Source organism: Bdellovibrio sp. GT3, assembly GCF_037996765.1.
Taxonomy (GTDB): Bacteria; Bdellovibrionota; Bdellovibrionia; order Bdellovibrionales; family Bdellovibrionaceae; genus Bdellovibrio.
This window is the reverse complement of sequence record NZ_JBBNAD010000005.1, coordinates 1,328,005-1,347,074: the sequence shown is the minus strand read 5'-3', so window position 1 is coordinate 1,347,074 and position 19,070 is coordinate 1,328,005. Positions and strand designations below refer to the sequence as shown.

Annotated in this window: 16 protein-coding genes; 6 read left to right on the top strand and 10 right to left on the bottom strand. The window is 46.7% G+C overall.

Going from position 1 to position 19,070, the window contains the following annotated elements; all coding sequences use genetic code 11:
• Window positions 1-5: 5 nt before the first annotated feature.
• Window positions 6-980, bottom strand: coding sequence for an HD-GYP domain-containing protein (locus AAAA73_RS13980; RefSeq protein WP_340599086.1), 975 nt, complete (start codon window positions 978-980; stop codon window positions 6-8).
• 170 nt (window positions 981-1,150) lie between these two features.
• Here AAAA73_RS13980 and AAAA73_RS13975 point away from each other — a divergent pair, with 170 nt between their 5' ends.
• Window positions 1,151-2,233 carry an outer membrane beta-barrel protein gene (locus tag AAAA73_RS13975; protein WP_340599085.1) on the top strand — a complete coding sequence of 361 codons (1,083 nt, stop codon included), beginning with the start codon at window positions 1,151-1,153 and terminating at the stop codon, window positions 2,231-2,233.
• Between the two features lies 1 nt (window position 2,234).
• On the opposite strand, the gene AAAA73_RS13970 is transcribed toward AAAA73_RS13975, so the two are convergent.
• Window positions 2,235-2,537, bottom strand: a complete 303-nt coding sequence (locus tag AAAA73_RS13970) for a hypothetical protein (RefSeq protein WP_340599084.1) — start codon at window positions 2,535-2,537, stop codon at window positions 2,235-2,237.
• A 20-nt stretch (window positions 2,538-2,557) separates the two neighbouring features.
• The gene (locus AAAA73_RS13965) at window positions 2,558-3,430 is read right to left on the bottom strand and encodes a S1 family peptidase (RefSeq protein WP_340599083.1); all 873 of its coding nucleotides are present in this window, start codon (window positions 3,428-3,430) and stop codon (window positions 2,558-2,560) included.
• Window positions 3,431-3,559: 129 nt separating this feature from the next.
• Here AAAA73_RS13965 and AAAA73_RS13960 point away from each other — a divergent pair, with 129 nt between their 5' ends.
• Window positions 3,560-5,110, top strand: coding sequence for an acyl-CoA dehydrogenase family protein (locus tag AAAA73_RS13960; protein ID WP_340599082.1), 1,551 nt, complete (start codon window positions 3,560-3,562; stop codon window positions 5,108-5,110).
• Window positions 5,111-5,180: 70 nt separating this feature from the next.
• On the opposite strand, the gene AAAA73_RS13955 is transcribed toward AAAA73_RS13960, so the two are convergent.
• From AAAA73_RS13955 to AAAA73_RS13940, 4 genes are all read right to left on the bottom strand, one after another.
• Window positions 5,181-8,258: a hypothetical protein gene (locus AAAA73_RS13955; RefSeq protein WP_340599081.1), complete on the bottom strand. Its 3,078-nt coding sequence runs from the start codon at window positions 8,256-8,258 to the stop codon at window positions 5,181-5,183.
• 294 nt (window positions 8,259-8,552) lie between these two features.
• Window positions 8,553-9,494, bottom strand: coding sequence for an HTTM domain-containing protein (locus tag AAAA73_RS13950; protein WP_340599080.1), 942 nt, complete (start codon window positions 9,492-9,494; stop codon window positions 8,553-8,555).
• The gene (locus AAAA73_RS13945; protein WP_340599079.1) at window positions 9,472-10,059 is read right to left on the bottom strand and encodes a hypothetical protein; all 588 of its coding nucleotides are present in this window, start codon (window positions 10,057-10,059) and stop codon (window positions 9,472-9,474) included. The genes AAAA73_RS13950 and AAAA73_RS13945 overlap by 23 nt, the downstream gene beginning before the upstream one ends.
• 148 nt (window positions 10,060-10,207) lie before the next feature.
• Window positions 10,208-11,584, bottom strand: coding sequence for a mannose-1-phosphate guanylyltransferase/mannose-6-phosphate isomerase (locus AAAA73_RS13940; RefSeq protein ID WP_340599078.1), 1,377 nt, complete (start codon window positions 11,582-11,584; stop codon window positions 10,208-10,210).
• A gap of 140 nt (window positions 11,585-11,724) precedes the next feature.
• On the opposite strand from AAAA73_RS13940, the gene AAAA73_RS13935 reads away from it, so the two are divergent.
• Window positions 11,725-12,720, top strand: a complete 996-nt coding sequence (locus tag AAAA73_RS13935) for a lysylphosphatidylglycerol synthase transmembrane domain-containing protein (RefSeq protein WP_340599077.1) — start codon at window positions 11,725-11,727, stop codon at window positions 12,718-12,720.
• Here the strand turns inward: AAAA73_RS13935 and AAAA73_RS13930 are convergent.
• On the bottom strand, window positions 12,675-13,658 hold the full coding sequence (locus AAAA73_RS13930) for a D-glycero-alpha-D-manno-heptose-1,7-bisphosphate 7-phosphatase (protein WP_340599076.1): 984 nt from the start codon (window positions 13,656-13,658) through the stop codon (window positions 12,675-12,677). The two genes, AAAA73_RS13935 and AAAA73_RS13930, sit on opposite strands and share 46 nt — an antisense overlap.
• A gap of 116 nt (window positions 13,659-13,774) precedes the next feature.
• On the opposite strand from AAAA73_RS13930, the gene AAAA73_RS13925 reads away from it, so the two are divergent.
• From AAAA73_RS13925 to AAAA73_RS13915, 3 genes are all read left to right on the top strand, one after another.
• Complete coding sequence (locus AAAA73_RS13925) at window positions 13,775-14,302, top strand: TIGR03546 family protein (protein WP_340599075.1); 528 nt, start codon at window positions 13,775-13,777, stop codon at window positions 14,300-14,302.
• 9 nt (window positions 14,303-14,311) lie between these two features.
• Window positions 14,312-16,282 (top strand): TIGR03545 family protein, encoded by a 1,971-nt coding sequence (locus tag AAAA73_RS13920; RefSeq protein WP_340599074.1) that lies wholly within the window; start codon window positions 14,312-14,314, stop codon window positions 16,280-16,282.
• Between the two features lie 326 nt (window positions 16,283-16,608).
• Window positions 16,609-17,670 (top strand): hypothetical protein, encoded by a 1,062-nt coding sequence (locus tag AAAA73_RS13915; RefSeq protein WP_340599073.1) that lies wholly within the window; start codon window positions 16,609-16,611, stop codon window positions 17,668-17,670.
• Between the two features lie 107 nt (window positions 17,671-17,777).
• Here AAAA73_RS13915 and AAAA73_RS13910 read toward each other — a convergent pair whose 3' ends face one another.
• Both AAAA73_RS13910 and rplQ read right to left on the bottom strand, forming a co-directional pair.
• Complete coding sequence (locus tag AAAA73_RS13910) at window positions 17,778-18,341, bottom strand: TlpA family protein disulfide reductase (protein ID WP_340599072.1); 564 nt, start codon at window positions 18,339-18,341, stop codon at window positions 17,778-17,780.
• An 83-nt stretch (window positions 18,342-18,424) separates the two neighbouring features.
• Entirely contained in the window at window positions 18,425-18,952 is a 528-nt protein-coding gene (rplQ, locus tag AAAA73_RS13905; protein ID WP_340599071.1) for a 50S ribosomal protein L17, read from the bottom strand.
• Window positions 18,953-19,070: the final 118 nt, after the last annotated feature.

Genomic DNA, 19,070 nt, shown 5'->3' with positions numbered 1-19,070 from the left:
CCGACCTAAGAGGCGGCTCTGCGATGAGCATAGACAATATCCTTCAAGGCAAGAAACACCTGCTTATTGAAGGGCTGCCCTAACGTTACTTCCATATAGTGAATGGCTTCCTCTGGCGTTAAAGCCTGATGTTCGCCGGTTTTGTCGTGCAGAAGCTCCACAAAGTAATTTGCCACTGCCACGATTCTCGCTAGTGGATTCATCTTGATATCGCGAATACGACGGGGGTATCCCATACCCAAGGCGTTTTCATGATGCTCCAGAATAATCGCCAAAACATCTGACGGTATCTCTCTCAATTCCTGAAGCATCTCCACACCTCTCATCGTGTGAGACTCATAGTGTGTTGTTTCCTCAATTGTACGATCAGCCCGGGTTTTCTTTAAAATGGCATCGGGGATCTCTTTCATGCCGATATCATGCAACATCGCTCCCAAAGCCACCTTTTCCAGAGTGGGCTTGGAATGAATTTCCATTTTTTCACAGATTAAAAGAGACACAGCAGCAGTCGCCATACCATGCGAGGCATTGTCTGCGGGCAGCTTACTTAACAGATCCAATAGTTTTTCAACATCACTCACTTGAGCGACAGTATCCTTGATGAAGCCTGATAGCTGCTTCACACGCTCGTAAGAACCCAACACAATCTTGCGATCCACCAAGTCGTTGATCGCCGAATCCGCCAATCCGGAAATCAAATTCAATTTTAAATTAGTTGGAACCTGAGCTTTGCCGACAGCAGTTCTGGCCAGAGCCAAATTGAATTGAATGACAGTGTCATAATCAGCTCCGCGCACATAGAGCTCAGCTTTCTTTTGCGCAGTCATGTGCAAGCTTTGAAAATTACTTTTCTCACCTTTTTTACCGACCAAAAGATACTGACCGGAAGGGAGTCTTGTATAAACGTCTGCTGGAAGTGGAAAGTTCTCAGTAAAGAGCTCTACCCCTACCATAATCATTTTCGGCTGAGGATCTGTCATTCCTCAATTGTACCCTGACCTTTAGGGAATGAACATGCGTCAACTATCACCCCGGACCTAAGCCACGTGAATTCTTAGACTGAGACACTCTTTAGCTCGACCAAAAGTCCAAACAACGACTGGACTTCAAAAGAATGAATGTGAGGTCTATTTTCACCGATAGACTACGCATGAAAAAATTCATCACAATTCTTGCCGCTTTAGGCGCAAGTATGCCATTCACCGCATATGCTGATGAGGTCCTTTCTGGTATTACAGTTCAAGGTGAAGCCGCATTCGAATATAACTTTATGTCCTCGGGAGGCAACACCTACCCGGCATCCGCTGGCGCGTTGAACGAACAATATCGCTTCAACAGTGCACAGGTGATTCTAAAAAAGGACACCGATCAATTGTCCTTCCTGGCGCGACTGATGTACATGCCCATCGAAGTCAGCACTCCCGGTGGTACCAGCAAAAACAGTTTCGGCACCCTTGATCAGCTTGAAATCTATTACAACATCAATGCGGCCTGGTCTGCGGGATTCGGTCGACTTTGTTCAACTCTTGGTTTTGAATCTGCGATGCGGGCCGAAAACGTGTTTTACCAAAACACGGTTGCGTATCAAAGCATCGTGCCGGGATACAATGAAGGCCTGCGTTTGAAATTCAACCCTGGAGAATGGCTGGCCGTCACACTCAGCTCCTACAATCGTAGCGCCTACAACCAATACGGTGACGAAATGGCAACGACGAAGACCACCGAACTTTCGGCAACAGGTATTGCCGGCCGGTTTCTTTGGTTTGCCGGTTACTATGCGGGTAAGGATGCTTCAGCTACCATTCCCGGCTCCAGTGTGGCCAAGGCCACCACGAACATCTGGACAACTTATAAAGTTAGCGACGAATTTAATGTCTCTGTCAGTTACGATTCACGCGCGCAGACACCTGACGGTTTAAGCGAAAGCTACGCACAGTCTTTATCTGCACAAGGTTCTTATATTCTGGGAGGACACACCCTGGGTCTGCGTTACGAGAGTATCTTGGGAGCAGGAGAAATGGATTCCTTAAACGCCACCGTCGATACTTTTTATCCCGGTGCAGATAAGGTTGAGGTTTGGTCTGTGGGCGACAAATTCAAGCTGAATGATAATCTGAATGTATACTTGGAACTTCGCCAGGATCTGGCGGACCAGGAGATTATGAAAGACTCTGATGGCGGGCCCACGGATCGTTCAACGATGATCACCCTGGGCGCCATTGCACATTTCTAAATTACTTCTTTTCGACCAGAAGGTTTTCTTTCAAAGGTTGTTTTCCGTCAGCGGTGATCTCTGAAGTCTCGGAATTGATAACCTTTGATACCACGGCTTCTCCGACTTTATTGGTACGGCAGAGTTTGACTCGAGGTCCTTCACAAATCTCTTCCATCAAGCTGACGCGATCACCGGCTTTGACGCCAGTCAAATGAACTTCCGCCTTCTGGGAATCGATTTTCAAAGTGATTCTGCCAGGCACAGCCGCCGTCGCAGAAAACGTCATCAGACTGGATAGAATCGCAAGCGTGATCAATTTCATAACTTCCCCAAAGTTCCGTCTTACTGCTGAAGACGTTCAACCGCTGGTTTCAAAAAGTCGTAAAGCTTAAGGGCTACAGTATACACACCCACAGAATTACAGAACAGGCTTCCACGGCTGGTGACACCAAAAAGTAGAAACTTTCCTTCATGCATCACAAATGCAGGACCACCGGAATCACCACCGCATGTACCACCGTTTTGTTCATCCAAACGAATTTCTGTCTCAGAGAACGTCGCAATCGGAGCCTGAGTCCAACGCAATAATCCATCACCATCGAATTTGATCGCAATGCAACCCTTGTCGTCACAAACAGCCTCTTCACCGGACTTCAAAGATTCACCTTCTTTGATTTCCCGGTGCTTAACTTCGTTGACTCCATAACCCGCGACATATGCCGCCACACCCGTTTGCAGAACGTTCAAGTCATGCAAAAACTCAGCAGGGGCAAAACCCTCGGGTGCATCGCCTTTGAACTTAATAACCGCAAGGTCATGCCAGTCGTCTTCTTTATCCTGATTCTTTTCAAAGTTCCATTCCGGATGGACGATAATGTCACTTACGTTATGAACGTGGGCTTCACGCACATCCGGCTCGCGAGCCGCCAAGTACTCATCCACGTTCAGACCGAAGACGACTTTGATATTTTTTTTGTGAGTGGAGATACAATGAGCCGCCGTCAAAACGATATTTGGTGCGATTAAAGTTCCAGTGCAGACTCCGTTATTTTCAACGTCATAAACAGAAACCAAGTGAGCCGCAATTGCATCTGTTTCCTGGACTTCAGTCCCGTTCATAATGCGATTCCCGTTGGACACAACAGAACTATTCAAGTTGGCAGAGCAAGACGCCAAAACTCCAAGAGATAATACAGCAACCAAAATACGCGACATAGCCCCTCCAAAAAACTTTGCGCTTTGTATATGAAGGGATCGAACAAACGGCAATGATTTTCTCAAAAAAGCGGGTCTTCCTCAGAACGGCAGTTGTACGGCCCCACAGAGCAGCCTACACTAATAACCATGAAAAACTTTTATCAAGATGGGCCCAGCCTAACGAACACTTTTCAGTCCGATGTTCTTCTTCAAAAGTTCCTGAAAAAAATCCTGCCAGCAGATTGCCAGAAGCAAGCTCTGCCTCACCTCGATCGCCTGGGGCAGCGTGCGGCAACCGAAATGCTGACTTTTGCTGAGGATGCTGAGTCTCATCCGCCCGTCCACGTCCCATTTGATCCCTGGGGACGCAGAATCGACGAAATTCGTGTGTCTGCAGGCTGGAAAGCCATGGAGAAGATCGCCGCAGAGGAAGGCATTGTTGCCACGGCCTACGAAAGAAAATACGGATCTTACTCGCGTGTTTATCAAATGGCGCTGCTTTACTTATACTCTCCGAGTTCGGCAATTTTTTCATGCCCCTTGGCGATGACCGACGGCGCGGCCAGAGCTCTGGAGCTCTATGGTACTCCGGAAATGAAAACTCGTGCTATTCCCCACCTGACCTCAAGAGATCCAAAAACATTTTGGACTGCCGGCCAATGGATGACTGAAAGAACTGGTGGCTCGGATGTCAGCGGCACGTCCACGGATGCGCATCCATTCACTGGTGAAAGTGAATTTGGCGCAACCCACTCCTTGCACGGAACAAAGTGGTTCACATCAGCGACCACATCACAAATGGCTTTGACCCTGGCGCGCCCGGATGGAGCCGCAGCCGGATCCAAAGGCTTAAGCCTTTTTTACCTGGAACTTCGCAATGATCAGGAACAGTTGAATCACATCCAGATCCATCGCCTGAAAGACAAGCTGGGCACCAAAGCACTGCCAACAGCAGAACTAAGCCTGCAAGGAACTCCTGCCCGTATGATCGGAGGAGAAGGTGATGGAATCAAAAAGATTGCCAGCGTCCTGAATATCACCCGCATTTATAATTCCATCTGCGCTATCGGGCACGCCCGTCGCGCACTGGATCTTGCCCAGAGCTATTCGCGTAAAAGAAAAGCCTTTGGCAAACTATTGATCGACCATCCATTGCATCAGGAAACATTGCGCTGGCTGGAAGAAGACTTCCGCCGCTGCTTCGCTTTCAGTTTTCATATTGCGCATTTACTGGGAAAAGACGAAGTCGGTGAAATCAACGCCAAAGAGCGCACCCTGCTACGCACTCTAACTCCAGTATTGAAGCTGTATACCGCGAAAAAAGCGCTGGCGATCTCCAGCGAAGTTGTGGAGATGTTTGGTGGCGCAGGGTATGTGGAAGATACAGGTTTGCCCCGATTGCTACGTGATGCCCAGGTTTTTACTATCTGGGAAGGAACTACCAACGTATTGTCGCTGGATATGCTTCGCGCCTTTGAGAAGGAACAGTCTCTACCCGTTCTGATTGAATTTTTTAAGACTTCCAAAGCTTTCAAAACTTCGGCACCGGCATTTATCAGCAGATGGAATGAATTCGAGTCGCTGATAGGAAGCCTGCAAAAATCAACGCCGGATGAGTGGGAGCGACATGCAAGGCAATTGGCATTGCTAACCGGAGACCTAGTCAGCGAATGCATGATTGTGGAGCACGAACTTTAAATTCAAATCGATAAAATAAAAAAGGCCGTTGATAACTCAACGGCCTTTTTGCATTTTGGAACTGAGCCTACTATTGGTAAGCCACCGGTTGCATTAGTGGAATATTATCCCCGGGCATAACATCCCCAGGATTATTTCCAATTACGATACCGCGGATCTTAGAATGACGAGTTCTTGGATCAAACTTCGGAATCATATCTGAATCCGGCAATTTGTCCGATGGAACCCAGGCACCATCAGAATCAGTGACCCATTGTTTGTGGTACATTGAAATTCTTGTACCCTCAACCAAGTATTCAAGTAGAACGCCAGAACCAGCCATCGCGATCGCAGATTGATATGTGAATGGATTTGTTGCCATACCCTCACCAAACTGCCCGTATGCCAGTGCGAATGCTTTCGGATTGCCCGTCATGTTGGCACTCATCGCACGAAGCGATCGCCACATTTTCGACATACCGGAAATAGTCATCTTACGTTGCTTCATTTGGCAGCCAGCAAACTTACAAACATCCCAAGGATCGCCCCCGCGATTGAAGTATTGCTCATGCAAAGCCAAGCCTCGCGCCGTGAACTGATCTTCGGTCAAACGTTGTGCTGCAGTCATCAGACGAACAGTGTTTTCCTCGCCCAATTTTGCATTGAACTCCACGCCTGTGTAGCCCAAAGCCGCATTGTCCGGGATATTGATCATCAAACGCTTCAGACCCGTTTTACGAACCAGCTCTTTAATGCCTTTTCTTAGACGGTCATCATTGCTTGCTTCATGTCTGAACGCAAAGCTGTAAGTACCGAACATTCCCGTGTTGGTTTCTTTGTTATCCCAGTTCTCAAGCGTGTATTTCGCGCCCGTGAACATGAAGTCCTCTTCTCTGTGTTTGAACCAGAAACGAGAATCATCGGATTCATTGTAAATACCATAGTGAACGCGCGCCGTATTGCGCTCAACATGCAAGTCCGAAGTCGTGAACGACTGAACTCGTCCTTTGCTGAACACGCGGTCCCAGATAATCGGGATCGCAAAAGCTTTGCTGACAGTTGTTCCAGTTGAAACTGTTCTGAATGTCAGTACCTTCGTTACAGGCGGCATTTCAACCAGATTTGCAGGCTTGTTCGTTGCAAATTGTTCTGCAGCGTACGAGTTACCGCGAATCATATCTTCATACGCTTTGCGTCCGGTTTCTGTACTTAAATCAAACAAGTACGAGAATCCGTCATCCGCTGCATTGAAGTAGTTCTTACCGATCGACATGATCGACACACTCGTAAAGATGGACAAGTTATCAAGTTTACCGCTTGTCATTTTCACGTAGGCCATATTGTCGCCGACTTTTTCAACGTAAGTTTCCCAGGAACCACGCGCCAATTTCGCTGTTCCAATTCCGACAGGACCGAAACCTGCGTTTGCCAGGAAGATCACTCCACCATAGCTGACGTAAGTGATGCTGTCGCCGGCATCCCAGGTATTCAAGTCAGTCGCATTTTTTGGCACTGACCAGCGGCCACCCAATGATTGAGCTTTTGCCAGTGTGCTTGCGTAGCGAGTTGACGATGTTTGTTTACCAACGATCGGCAATACGCCCACGTATCCCCAGAAGTAATCCAACAATCCCGTTGCGTTATCGAACCAGAATTTAACCTGCGCTCCGATACCGACTTCGATGCTGCCGTAAACAGTTTTTTGGAAACCATCACGATAGTCGCCCGTTTTCAACGTTTGTTGAGAAGGAAGATCATAGACCACGCCCACAGCCGCCGGTTGCGGAATTTCATGAGGCGTCAAGTTTACGATGTAAGAACCGAAGTCGAATGCCAAGTGGAACAATGGTTCAAGTTTGGCTTTGAATCTGTTCTTTTTTTCCTTTCCGCCCGTTGAACTGGAGCTTGAGCTTGAACTGCTTTCGCTAGTCGAAGTGCTCTCAGTTGAGCTGGAAGAGGATGACGATGATGAACTGCTGCTGGTTGAAGTTGCAGTCGTCGTGTCAGGATTTCCAGTGGAGGAAGTTGAAACGGTTCCGTTAGTCGACGTGGAAACAGTTCCATTAGTCGATGTTGAAACTGTGCCATTCGTGGATGTCGTACCATACGTGGAAGATGTTCCATACGAGGACGACGTTCCGTAAGAGGAAGAAGTGCCGTGGCTACCTTTCGTTCCACGCTCACCATGATCGCCTTTATGACCATGCTCACCTTTTTCGCCGCGATCACCCTTGTGACCATGCTCACCCTTCTCACCGCGTTCTCCACGCTCTCCGCGATCACCTTTGTGGCCATATTCACCTTTTTCACCACGTTCTCCGCGCTCGCTACGCTCACCATGATCACCTTTATGACCACGTTCACCTTTTTCGCCGCGTTCTCCGCGTTCTCCATGATCACCCTTGTGACCACGCTCGCCTTTATCGCCAAAGTTTCCGTGTTCTCCACGTTCACCTTTGTCGCCATAATGACCTTTTTCTCCACGCTCACCGCGATCTCCGTGATCGCCCTTGTGACCACGCTCGCCCTTTTCGCCAAAGTTTCCGTGTTCCCCACGTTCACCTTTGTCGCCGTAACTGCCTTTGGAGCCCTTCGAATCGAATCCGCCACGTTCACCGTGTTCGCCTTTTGATCCTTTGGAATCGAAGCCGCCATACTCACCACGATCACCTTTTGATCCATTGTTGCCTTTTGAATCGTGACCACCGAAAGTGGAACCTTTGGATCCGTTATTCCCTTTCGAATCAAATCCACCGCGCTCTGATCCCTTTGAATCATGACCACCGTAGTTGGAGCCTTTGTCGCCACCACCAAATGTGGAGCCCTTGGATCCGTTATTTCCTTTTGAATCAAATCCACCGCGTTCTGATCCCTTTGAGCCGCCACTCGAAGGACCAACAAACTTTTTCGGCAACCCGTCTTTGACGAATCCACCATTTTCAATTTTCTCTTTTTGTTTTACGCCAATACGAATCTTACCATCCGGTGTGATGGCAACAACATCGTCAGCCTCTGCGCCGCTCTTGGGTTTTTCATTCTCGCTTGGCAACTGTTCCGTCACTTTGTCGGCAAGTCTTGGCGGAGCTTGTAGCTGCGCCATTTGTGCCCAAGTCGGATTTGCCAGTAACGAGATACCCGCAGCAAGAACGATCTTCTTACGCGATCTCATCTTTCCTCCAATTGTGTTTTCTCTCCGTAGTTCTCCGCAACCTCACAGACGCCCACAAACATTGCTGTCAAAATTACGATAAGTTTCCAACGCATTCTGAAGCAGTTCGCGGCAATCCATGAAATTTCACAAAAAGTTATTTGGAGGCAAAGGCAAATGCCATGGAAACAATTGTAATTTTCCATGATTTAATAAATTGCTTGAATGTTAGTGAGTCGAAATTCAACCAAAAAAAAGCCGTGCGCTTTGCTGCGCACGGCTTTAAGTCTAATTAGTCGATAAATATTTATTAATTTATGCGGTTCGCATCTTATTGAAACGATAACGGTATTTCATAAGCCATGCTTTACCGGCGTTCTCAAATTTTACAAAATCATAGGGGTCAACTAAAGACAGCATGGCCGCAATCATCACCCACTCGAACATGGGAATACTCATCACTACTTCAATTCCAAGATGAAGGCCTATGCCAGCTAACAGTATCCAGTAACGCAAATCCTTAAACCAAACCAGCGTGCCCATGGCAAACTCAACCACTAATGTTGACCAAGTCATGACCTTGATCACAGCCAGGCTGTTTAGCAAAGGAACAGGATAACGAACAAATTCATCCAGACGGGTTGCAATGTAAATAGCAGTGCCATCAACCCAACTATTACCTTTGATTTTAAACAAAACAGTCGCCACGTAAATCACGCAAAACTGGATTTGAATAAGCCGGACGGCCCAAGGACGCTCCATCACTGGAACTTTCCACTTACCATGACGCAAGCTCTTAATCCATTGGTCCAATGAGTACGCCTTACCGGCAGCAGAGAACATCATAAAAAATAAAATGTTTCTTAAAACAATATCGCCACTGTTCAGGATAAAATCATTTCTGTTCTGGAATGACAGTAAAGTCACGAACGCCACCACCATTGAAGTTCTGGTGAACAAACCCAACGTCACACCTATAGCTGCCATTAGATTCACAATCGCCAACAAGGCCGGAACACGCGGATCATTTGGCATCAAATCAAACAGACTAAATCGCAAGGAAGAACCATACTCTATCGAAGTTTTAAGCGTGACCAAACCGTCCACTCCCCAGAAAACATCAAGATAGCTCCAGATCATATACCAATTAAAAATCAGAATAAGACCAAACAGCACACGCATCAGACCAATGTGATTAACGGGTTGAGGTTTAAAAAAGAAATCCCAAACTGCTTTAATTATTGTGACTGATTTCATATTTTTCCTTGTTGGCCGGATGGAAGAAGAACACGCGCTCACGCTTATATTCGCCACTCAGTTCGCCGTGACGAACGAATACCTCAGTCGGAGCCTTTACGTAATTGTAGTAACGATAGAACTGCAGTTTTTCGATTTCTCTTTTTCTACCCTGAGATTCAATTTGATTCACATTGCGGGTCACATAGCGAGCCACATCGAACCAGATTTCCTCATTCTTCTCGGGCATCAGGTATTCCTGGGTAAACTTGCGATAACGGTCTCCACCAATCACTTTGGAAGCGCCCGCCATTTGCGTCGGTCGTGGCAAAGACCACTTTTCAGTGCTCTTATCTTTGAAAAGGATTTCGACTTCGATGTATGAGTTTAATGACATCGGATTCGGGGCAAACATACTCCATGGCTGCTCCAAGCCCACCACATCAATGTAATAGCCAAAGTTGCGCAATATCAAACGCCCCAGCTCACTGCGATCCGGGAATGAGGCCGTCATTATGATCATCAAATTAAATGCTATGAAAACGGAAATGCCTGCGAGCTTCACCCGTTCAAAGTACCGCGCCATATTGCCCCCTTGCTTTTTAGCATAGGGAAGGTACTTGGGCGGGAGCTTCATGGGCAAATGGCAATCTTGAAATATCTGTTACAATTAAGTTAGTACAAATGAAAAAGCCCACTCGAGGTGGGCTTTGAAGACAATTGCGGACAGCATGTTACTTTCTTTGGTAATCGTCCTGATAGCGAACGATATCATCCTCGCCGAAATAGCTGCCAAGCTGAACTTCAACGAATTCCAACATTTCGTCAGAGTTGTTGCGCATGCGATGTTTCGCGCCCAATGGGATATGCACGTGGGAGCCAGCTTTCACAGGAATCACCTGATCATTCAAGACCACTTCGCCCGTACCACGGGTGATGGTCCAATGCTCCTCACGCTTCGCATGGCTTTGCAAAGACAACTGAGAGTGTGGATTCACGCGAATTACTTTTGATTTAAAGAATTCCGTATCCTTCAAAATCTCAAAATATCCCCATGGACGATATTCATAGACATGCTCTTTAACCAAGCTGGATTTTTGCTGTGCCAACGACTCGACAACATAACGCACGTCCTGAGACTGGCCTTTTTTCACCAGCATCAATGCATCCTTGGTATCAACCACGATCACATCATCAATGCCGATGGCCGAATAGTTCTTGGCCGGATCACCGAATACAAAGTTTCCGTGCCCTTTGACGTTCAATACTTCCTGCCCTTTTTGCAAAGTCGCAACGGCATCCCAAGAGCCCACGTCATTCCAGCCAAATTCCGAAGGAATACAAGCCAGCTCCTCGCCACTCAATTTTTCCATGATGGCGTAGTCAATGGAGATACTTTGAACATTCGCATAGATCTCTTCCAAATTGGAAGAGTCAGCTTTCAAAGAAGAAACTGTCGCCCACAACTCCGGCTGCAATTTTTCAAACAATGAAATCATATGTGCAGCCTTGAATACAAAGATCCCGGCATTCCAGCTGAAGCTTCCTTGAGTCAAAAACTCCTTGGCTTTTTCAAGCGCCGGCTTTTCATGAAACTTCACAACGGAGTAGGCCTTCAAGCCGTCTTTTTCTTTCAGGCTGACGGCTTTCGTCTGAATATAGCCGTAACCCGTTTCCGGATAGGAGGGCGTAATGCCCAAGGTAACAACTTTGTTGTTGCTGGCGACAGACGCGGCAAAATCAACGACCTTCAAAAAGGCCTGCTCTTTGGAGATCAGGTGATCCGATGGGAAAATCCCCACGATCTCCTGTCCCAGCCCTTTCAGGTCCAAAAGTTTACAAAGAACGGCAATCGCAGGAGCCGTGTTCTTGCCATAAGGCTCATACACCACTTGTACGTCGTTCATTTTATTTGTTTGAAGATTGATCTCTGTCAGATTCTGCAAAGCTTTTGAAGTCACAATCCATGGCGTGCCCATTTTATGGCATCTTTCCAAAGTCATGGTCTGCAAAGGTTTCTCGAAAATGGTGCAAAACTGTTTAGGCATTTGCTGACGCGATACCGGCCACAAACGCGTGCCGCTTCCACCAGATAATACTACAGGAATCATATAACCTCCGAACATTGGGGGAACATCTTAACACCAGAGCTAAAAACTGGGTATTTCCTACCCCGCATGGCCCAGCTTGTCATAGGTTATTTTATATCTAAAGTGGAGTTTGAGAGATCTTTACAGTATGAATGGGACCTATGATTAAAAAGACCAAGAAGATTGCAGCTCAGTTAATAAAAATCCTGTTCGCAGCCGGTATTATTTATTGGTTGGTCCAATCAGGTAAACTGAACTTCTCGGCCCTAAGAAATCTTTTAAATCCAGGCATCATGGCCCTTGCCGCGGGCATCGTTCTTGTGAACTTCTTCTTGGCCAGCGAACGCTGGAGAGTTCTGGTAAAGTCTCAGGGTATTCCGGCAAAGGCCTGGTCTTCGTTTAAGCTTACTTTGATTGGTCAGTTCTTTAATTTTGCCATGCCCGGCGGTGTCGGCGGCGACGTGATCAAGGCATTTTATTTTACTCGTGAATTCCCTGGTACCAAAGTGGTTGCAGCCACCAGCGTGTTGATCGACCGTGTACTGGGCCTCTATTCCATGATCTTACTGGCGATGGTGGTGATGATTTATGACTTCGCTCATGTCAGCCATGTTTCGACGCTTTTGAATTTGTTTTATTTTATCGTGGCTTTGTTTGTCGTTTTTTCAGTTGCACTGGGTTTGGTTTTCTCAACGAAAATCTATGACCGCCAGCTTCTAAAACGCGTCATCAACAAGCTTCCACTTTCTGAAAAGTTCATGAAGATCTACGAAAGCCTGCACCTTTATGGCAATCATATGCCGCGAATCATCCAGGTGATCGTATTAAGTTTGATCGCACAAACGACGGCTATCTTATTTTTGTACATGGTAGGAGTCGCTTCGGGCTTTACAGATATCCCAGCAAAAACATACTTCCTGGTGGCACCTTTGGGCTTTATGGCGACGGCTATTCCCATTTCCCCGGCAGGAGTTGGCGTGGGTCAGGCCGCTTTCTATTTCCTGTTTAACGTTTACACTGGCAAATCCACAGACGTGGGTCCGACGACAATCACGGCATTTCAAGTCTGCTCATTCGTGGTGAGCTTGCTGGGAGCTTTCTTTTATATGCGCTACAAACGCCCTAAAGATATCTCCGAAGCTTCAGATATGGCCTGATATTTAAATCCAGCATTTGCGAGGCGGAACTTTTCCAAAGTTTCGCGCTCTTGATCAAATTTCTCTGACTTCAATAAAAAGCACTGTCCGACCCCGGCGGAATAGGCCGCGATCAAATCCGTTGCGCTGTCTCCAACCATCAACGATTTTGGCATATCCACTTTCAGCTTTTCTTTCACAATTTGAAACATACCAGCCCGGGGTTTTCTTAAACTGGCGAAAGTTCGTCCTTCCGGCACTGCTTCGTTTTCAATAAACGAAGACCACACACACTCATCAATCCAGGCACCATTCTGAGCCAGCATTCTTAGCATACGCTGGTGCACGGACTTGTATTCCGACCAAGAAATACGCCCACGCCCGATACCGGATTGATTGGTAACCACAGCGACCCAGTACCCCAGGTCATGTGCTTTGCGTATCAACGAGACCACTTCAGGAATTAACTCAACCTTTTCAGGATCCTTGTTGTAGGGAACATTTTTAACCACGACATCATCGCGGTCCAGAAACAAGCAGGGAGTAAAGTCCGCGGCCTCTTCCTGCCAGTTCTCCATCAACGAATCAAATTGCGTTGCCAGGCTCTGCCAGAAGATCTCCCAGGAACTTAGATCAGCATTGTGCCATAGATAATCCACGGCATGAGGCATGCTATCCGCTGGAGAAACCCAAACACGCTGCCCTTGCAGCTTTGCATCCAGACTTTGCAGCACACTTTTCTGACCCTCAAAAAAGAAAATCAGATCATGGGGGCCTGTGCGATGATTGCCACGCAAAAAGTCATTATGACTACGAACTGCGAATGGAATTCGCCCGGAGAACTGCTGACTCAGTGGACTTAGCCACTTTGTTAGATCCTGCGGAGCCTGGTCATTAATAAATACCAGCATCCCGCCCATTCGAACTGTGTCTGCAACAAGTTGTGCCCATGATTTCATATACCTAAAAACATACGACAAACGCTTGGGACTGTCCTCGCTTTTCACTTGCCGCCACGCATTTTTGTCATAAACTTTATAGAGTTTCGAATCAGACCTTAATAACGAGGACAACTATGACGTTACTGTTAAAACAGCTTTTTAATTTTATCAAACTTCTGAATTCCGACACAGACACGATGCCCTTGGCATTTGGTCTTTCGTTGGGTCTGCTTCTGGGGTTCGCACCGTTTTTCTCAATTCAGACGGCCATTGTGCTGTTTATCGTTTTCGTTTTCCGAGTTCAATTGGGAGCGGCTTTTCTTTCCGCTTTCTTTTATAAATTCGTGGCGTTTCTGTTCGACATGCCGGCACATCACCTTGGCAAAGTCGTATTGGAAATGGAAAGCCTTCGTCCACTTTTCGTAAGCATGTACAACATGCCTTTTGTTCCTATGACCCGCTTTAACAACAGCATCATCATGGGATCGATGATCGTCTCTGTTTTATTATTTCCGTTTGCCTACTACGGTTTCAAAGCCATGATCATCGCCTACCGCGCCGCTGTTGTGGCTCGCTTCAAAGGTACGAAATTCTGGAAGGCCCTGACGGCCACCAAGTTTTATAATTGGTACGTTAAATATGATGATCTTTACGGGAACTAGGACTGAACCATGACAAACACTCAAACACCTCCTGAAGTAAAAATGAAAAAGAAAAAAGGCATCATCCGCTGGGGCGCTCTGATTCCATTCATCATTTTCTGTACTGTTGTCGGCCTCTACTTCCATTTCTTCTTTGATGGGCATTTACGCCGCGCTATGGAGTGGAGTGGCTACAAAGCACTGGGTGCCGAAGTTAATATTGCCGATCTTAAAACAAGCTTTTTCAATGCCCATATCAGCATTAAAGGCATCGAATTTACCGATGCCGAAAAGCCGACCCACAACTCCCTGAAAATCGGTGAAATCCGCTTCGGAATGCTTTGGGATGCCCTGCTGCGTGTGAAGTTCGTGATCAACGAAGCTGTTGTTGAACAAATTGAGTTCGGCAATCAACGCTCCCGCCCCGGCAAGGTGGCACCTCCCCCACCGGTTTCCAATGAGCCAGGAGTCCTGGCCGTTGAGGGCGATAAACTGAAGACTCAGGCGGAAAAAGAACTGGATGCACAATACGGAGAAAACGTATTGGGTGATGTTATCGCCATGTTGGGTGGAACAGATGCCAATGTTCAGTTGCAAAAGCTGCAGGAGTCGCTGCCTTCCAAAGCCATGATCGAAAAATTCGACAAGGATCTGAAAGAGAAGCAAACAGCCTGGGATGCCCGCTTAAAAACACTTCCACAGGAAAAAGACATCAAAGCTTTGGGTGACCGCCTGAACAAGGTTCAATACAAGGACTTTAAGAACCCTCAGGAAATTGCATCCTCGGTTCAGCAATTGGACGGCATTTACAAAGAAGCCGATGGACACTACAAACAACTGCAAGCTGTCAGCAACGATTTGGACAAGGATCTGAAAGCTTTGCAAGCACAGTACGGCGACATTGAAAAACAGATCAAGGTGGACATCAAATCCCTTGAGCAGCACTTCCGTATTCCGCAAGTGGATGCGAAAGCGTTGACCATGGCCGTTTTCAATCGCTACTTGGAGCCGTACAAGGCCAAGTTCTTCCGCTATAAATCTTTGGCAGAAAAGTACCTTCCACCAAAGTTCACCAAGAAAGGTGCCAACAAAGAGGAGGAAGTTGCAATTCAACCTCATCCGCGCGAGGAAGGCATTTCCTATGAATTCGGTCGTCCCAATTCCTACCCAATGTTCTGGGCAAAGCGCACAGCGATCAGCTCGCAAGCGGGCCTGACACCGAACTCTGGCAATATCAAAGGAGAAATCCTGGACATTACTTCCAATCAAAGATTGATAGGGCGCCCGACCATTGCAACTGTCGCTGGAGACTTCCCAGCCATGGAGATTTTGGGTTTCTTGCTTCGTCTTTCCTTGGACAATCGCCAGGATGATTCAGTTATCGACTATCAGTTTAAAGTTTCCTCTTATGCCATCACCGGCAAAGATCTTGTGCAAAGCCCTGATGTTAAAATCGCCTTCAACAAAGCCAATGGCGAAATGGGTATTCAAGGCAAGCTTGTGGGCATGAAGAATCTGTCGGTGGACTTCGACAACAAGTTCACAAAGATTGACTACAACGTTTCGTCGACGAACAACATCGCTGACGAAATCCTAAAAGCAGTGTTCGCTGGCATTCCCGTGGTTACACTGACTGCAAAAGGTCAGGGCGATTTGCCGAACGTTCCGCTATCAATTAATTCCAATCTGGGGCCTGAACTTTCGAAAGGATTTGAAAAACAGATCCAAGCCAAAGTCGATGAAGCCCGCAAGAAAATTGAAGCTTACGTAGAGCAGGAAATCGGCAAACAAAAAGCTGAAGTCGAAGCACAGATCAATCAATTCAAAGGGCAATTCGACAAAGAAGTAAAGAAAGCCCAGGAACAATTGGATTCGCAAAAGAAACAAGCTGAATCCCGCATTGATACCGCCAAGAAAGATGCTGAAAACCAAGGTCGTAAACAGCTGGAAAAAGAAGGCCAAAAAGCTGTTGATGAACTAAAAAAACGCTTCGGCCTATAACGAAAAAAACACCAGGCGAGTTTGCACATACTGAGCGCAAACTCGTCGATCGGATTCACAAATCCCCTTCTGCCAACCCAATCCAAAATAGATTCCATTTTCGATCTGAGAAAACTCATCTTCTCTATTTTCCAAAAACTGTTCATCGTTCAAACACTCATTCTTTTCTTTCCAAAAGATTCGTAGAGGTTATTTGCAGGACCTGAACAGGAGTTCGACGCTAACTTGTAAATTATTAAAATCATTAGGTATTTTAGCTCGCATTTATCTTTTCCTCTTTTTTTGAGGTCACCCAATGTGCTAGCCTTTTTGTGAGGTAGCAAATTATGAAAAAGATGAATCTAACAAATCTTCTGTTCCTAAGTATTGTGACTGCAGCAACAGCAGCCTGCTCCAAAATGGAGTTTTCTCCAGTACCACAGGAATTAGCTTCATCCGTACCAGGCACTTCAGTAAGTTTCTCCCAAGTCGTAGGTTACGGGAATAAACAGGTCGACTTCCTTATAGTATTCGACGACTCAAACTCCATGCTCCCAGATCTTAAGAAGCTGGCGGCCGGCATGGGTGATTTCGTCGCATCTCTTGAAAGCTCAGGTATCGACTGGCAAATGTGTATGACCAACACGCGCGCCATGAATTCAGTTTGGGGTTACTCGTCAGATTGGGTTGGATACTCCCCGGCTTCCGGTGTTCCAGCTTACTTACTGAAAAAAGGCGCATCAAATCTTGGCAGCATTTTCGAGAACACCGTCACGGCAATGACTATTGGTGGATCCGGCTCGGCTGATGAACGTGGCTTGAAGGCCACTTACAATCACTTTGCTCTTTCAGGTTCCAACGGATGCTATCGTCCAGGCGCTGCACTTTCCGTGATCCTTATTTCAAATGAAGACGAGCGTTCAGTGGGTGGCGATCCTGCTAAAGTCAAAGCTAACGACGCTGTCGGGAGCCTTATTCCACTGGAGGCTGAAGACCAGCCAGAGAACGTTCTGGCAATGGCGAAAAACCGCTTCGGTAACGATGTCCGCTTCACATTTAACAGTATCATTGTAAAACCAGGCGATAAATCCTGTGAGGCTATGCAAGATGCAGCTTCAGCTTCCCCAAGCCATGAGGGTGTGTACTACGAAAAACTATCAGTACTGACTGATGGTGGTGTGGGTAGCATCTGTGATTCGAGCTTCGCGAATAACTTGAATACCTTCCGCGACAAAATCGTGAATTCAATGACTCACATGACACTTCAATGTGTGCCTGCCGCAGGAACCGTGCAGATCAAAATCAATGGCTCTGCTTTCACAAAGTTCTCAGTTTCAGGCAATATTTTGAAATTCAACTCGCCACTTGTTGAGGGCACGAAAATCGACCTGGCATTTGATTGCCAATAGATTCCAAGTTTTAAATTATTAGATAATTTTGAGAGCGTCAGAGACACAGGATTTGTCTCTGACGTTTCCACATTCTAGAGGCGACTGTGCTTGCCTCTACAGACCGTCTACTTGGCTTGCAAGAGGGTCTTCACATACTCAACAGAATCCTTGGTATGCCAGTCGATAGAACCCACCAGCTTCTTAACCAGCTTCGAATTCTTATCCAGCACCAATGATTCTGGTAAACGAGTGACTTCGAACATCTTCATCAGGCTGCGATCCTGATCGTAAACGATCTTGATATTCGCGCCTTTCAACTCAGGGAATGACTTTAGGAAAACGTGGATATCCTGTTCATTGCTATCACCAGAAACGGCAATCAACTGCACGTCACCTTTGAATTCGTTCACCAGCTTAATTAAGGACGGCACTTCTTCCACGCAAGGCCCACACCAAGAAGCCCAAAAATTCAGAATGACTACTTTCCCTTTTAAACCATGCAATTCAAAAGACTGCCCATCCAAAGATTTTGCAGTGAAATTCGGAGCCCCTTCTGTTTCCATTTTTTCTACGGAAGAAATCGTAGTTGGACTTTGTTCCATGCGGGTCATGAAATAGCGATCGAATGCCCAAACAGACAACGCGCCAATTACCAGAACCAAGGCCAATGCTTTTAGATGTTGTTTCATTGAAGTTCCTCCTGATCGTAAAGTACCAAAAAAAAACCCAGGTTGCCCTGGGTTTTTTGGAAAATCAGTTTTGATCCTCGAAATTAAGCGCGAGATTTAGCGCGTGCTTTCTTTTGAGTCTTTTTAACAGTTTTCTTTTTAGCAGCTACAGTTTTTGTAGTCGCTTTTTTCGCTTTAGAAGCTGCTTTTTTAGCTGGCTTTTCAGTAGCTTTAGCAGATTTTTCTTCTTTAGCAGCTGTTTTAGCTTCGAAATCGTAGTCTACGAACTCAAGGAACGCCATCTCAGCAGTGTCACCTGGGCGACGACCGATTTTGATGATGCGAGTGTAACCACCTGGACGAGAAGCAAAACGAGGAGACAAGTCCTTCATGATGATGCTTACAACGTTTTTATTTGGGTAGCGAGACAACAACAAACGAGTTGTGTTCAAGTCACCTTTTTTACCCAAAGTGATAGCGCGCTCAACGTGACGGCGAGTTTCTTTCGCACGGTCAACAGTTGTAGTGATACGGCCGTGCTCTACTAGAGACTCAACCAAACCGCGCAACAACGCTTTTCTTGGGCCAGATTTACGATCGAAATGCTTTACTCTTCTTCTGTGTGAACTCATATGTTCTCCGGTTAAAACGTGGGGACCGTATCAGGTATCCTCACGAAGAACACTCAAGCGGAATTGCTCGGTGTTTCTTTTTCGGGCTCCAGCCCTCACCAACCCCTCAGGGAGTTGG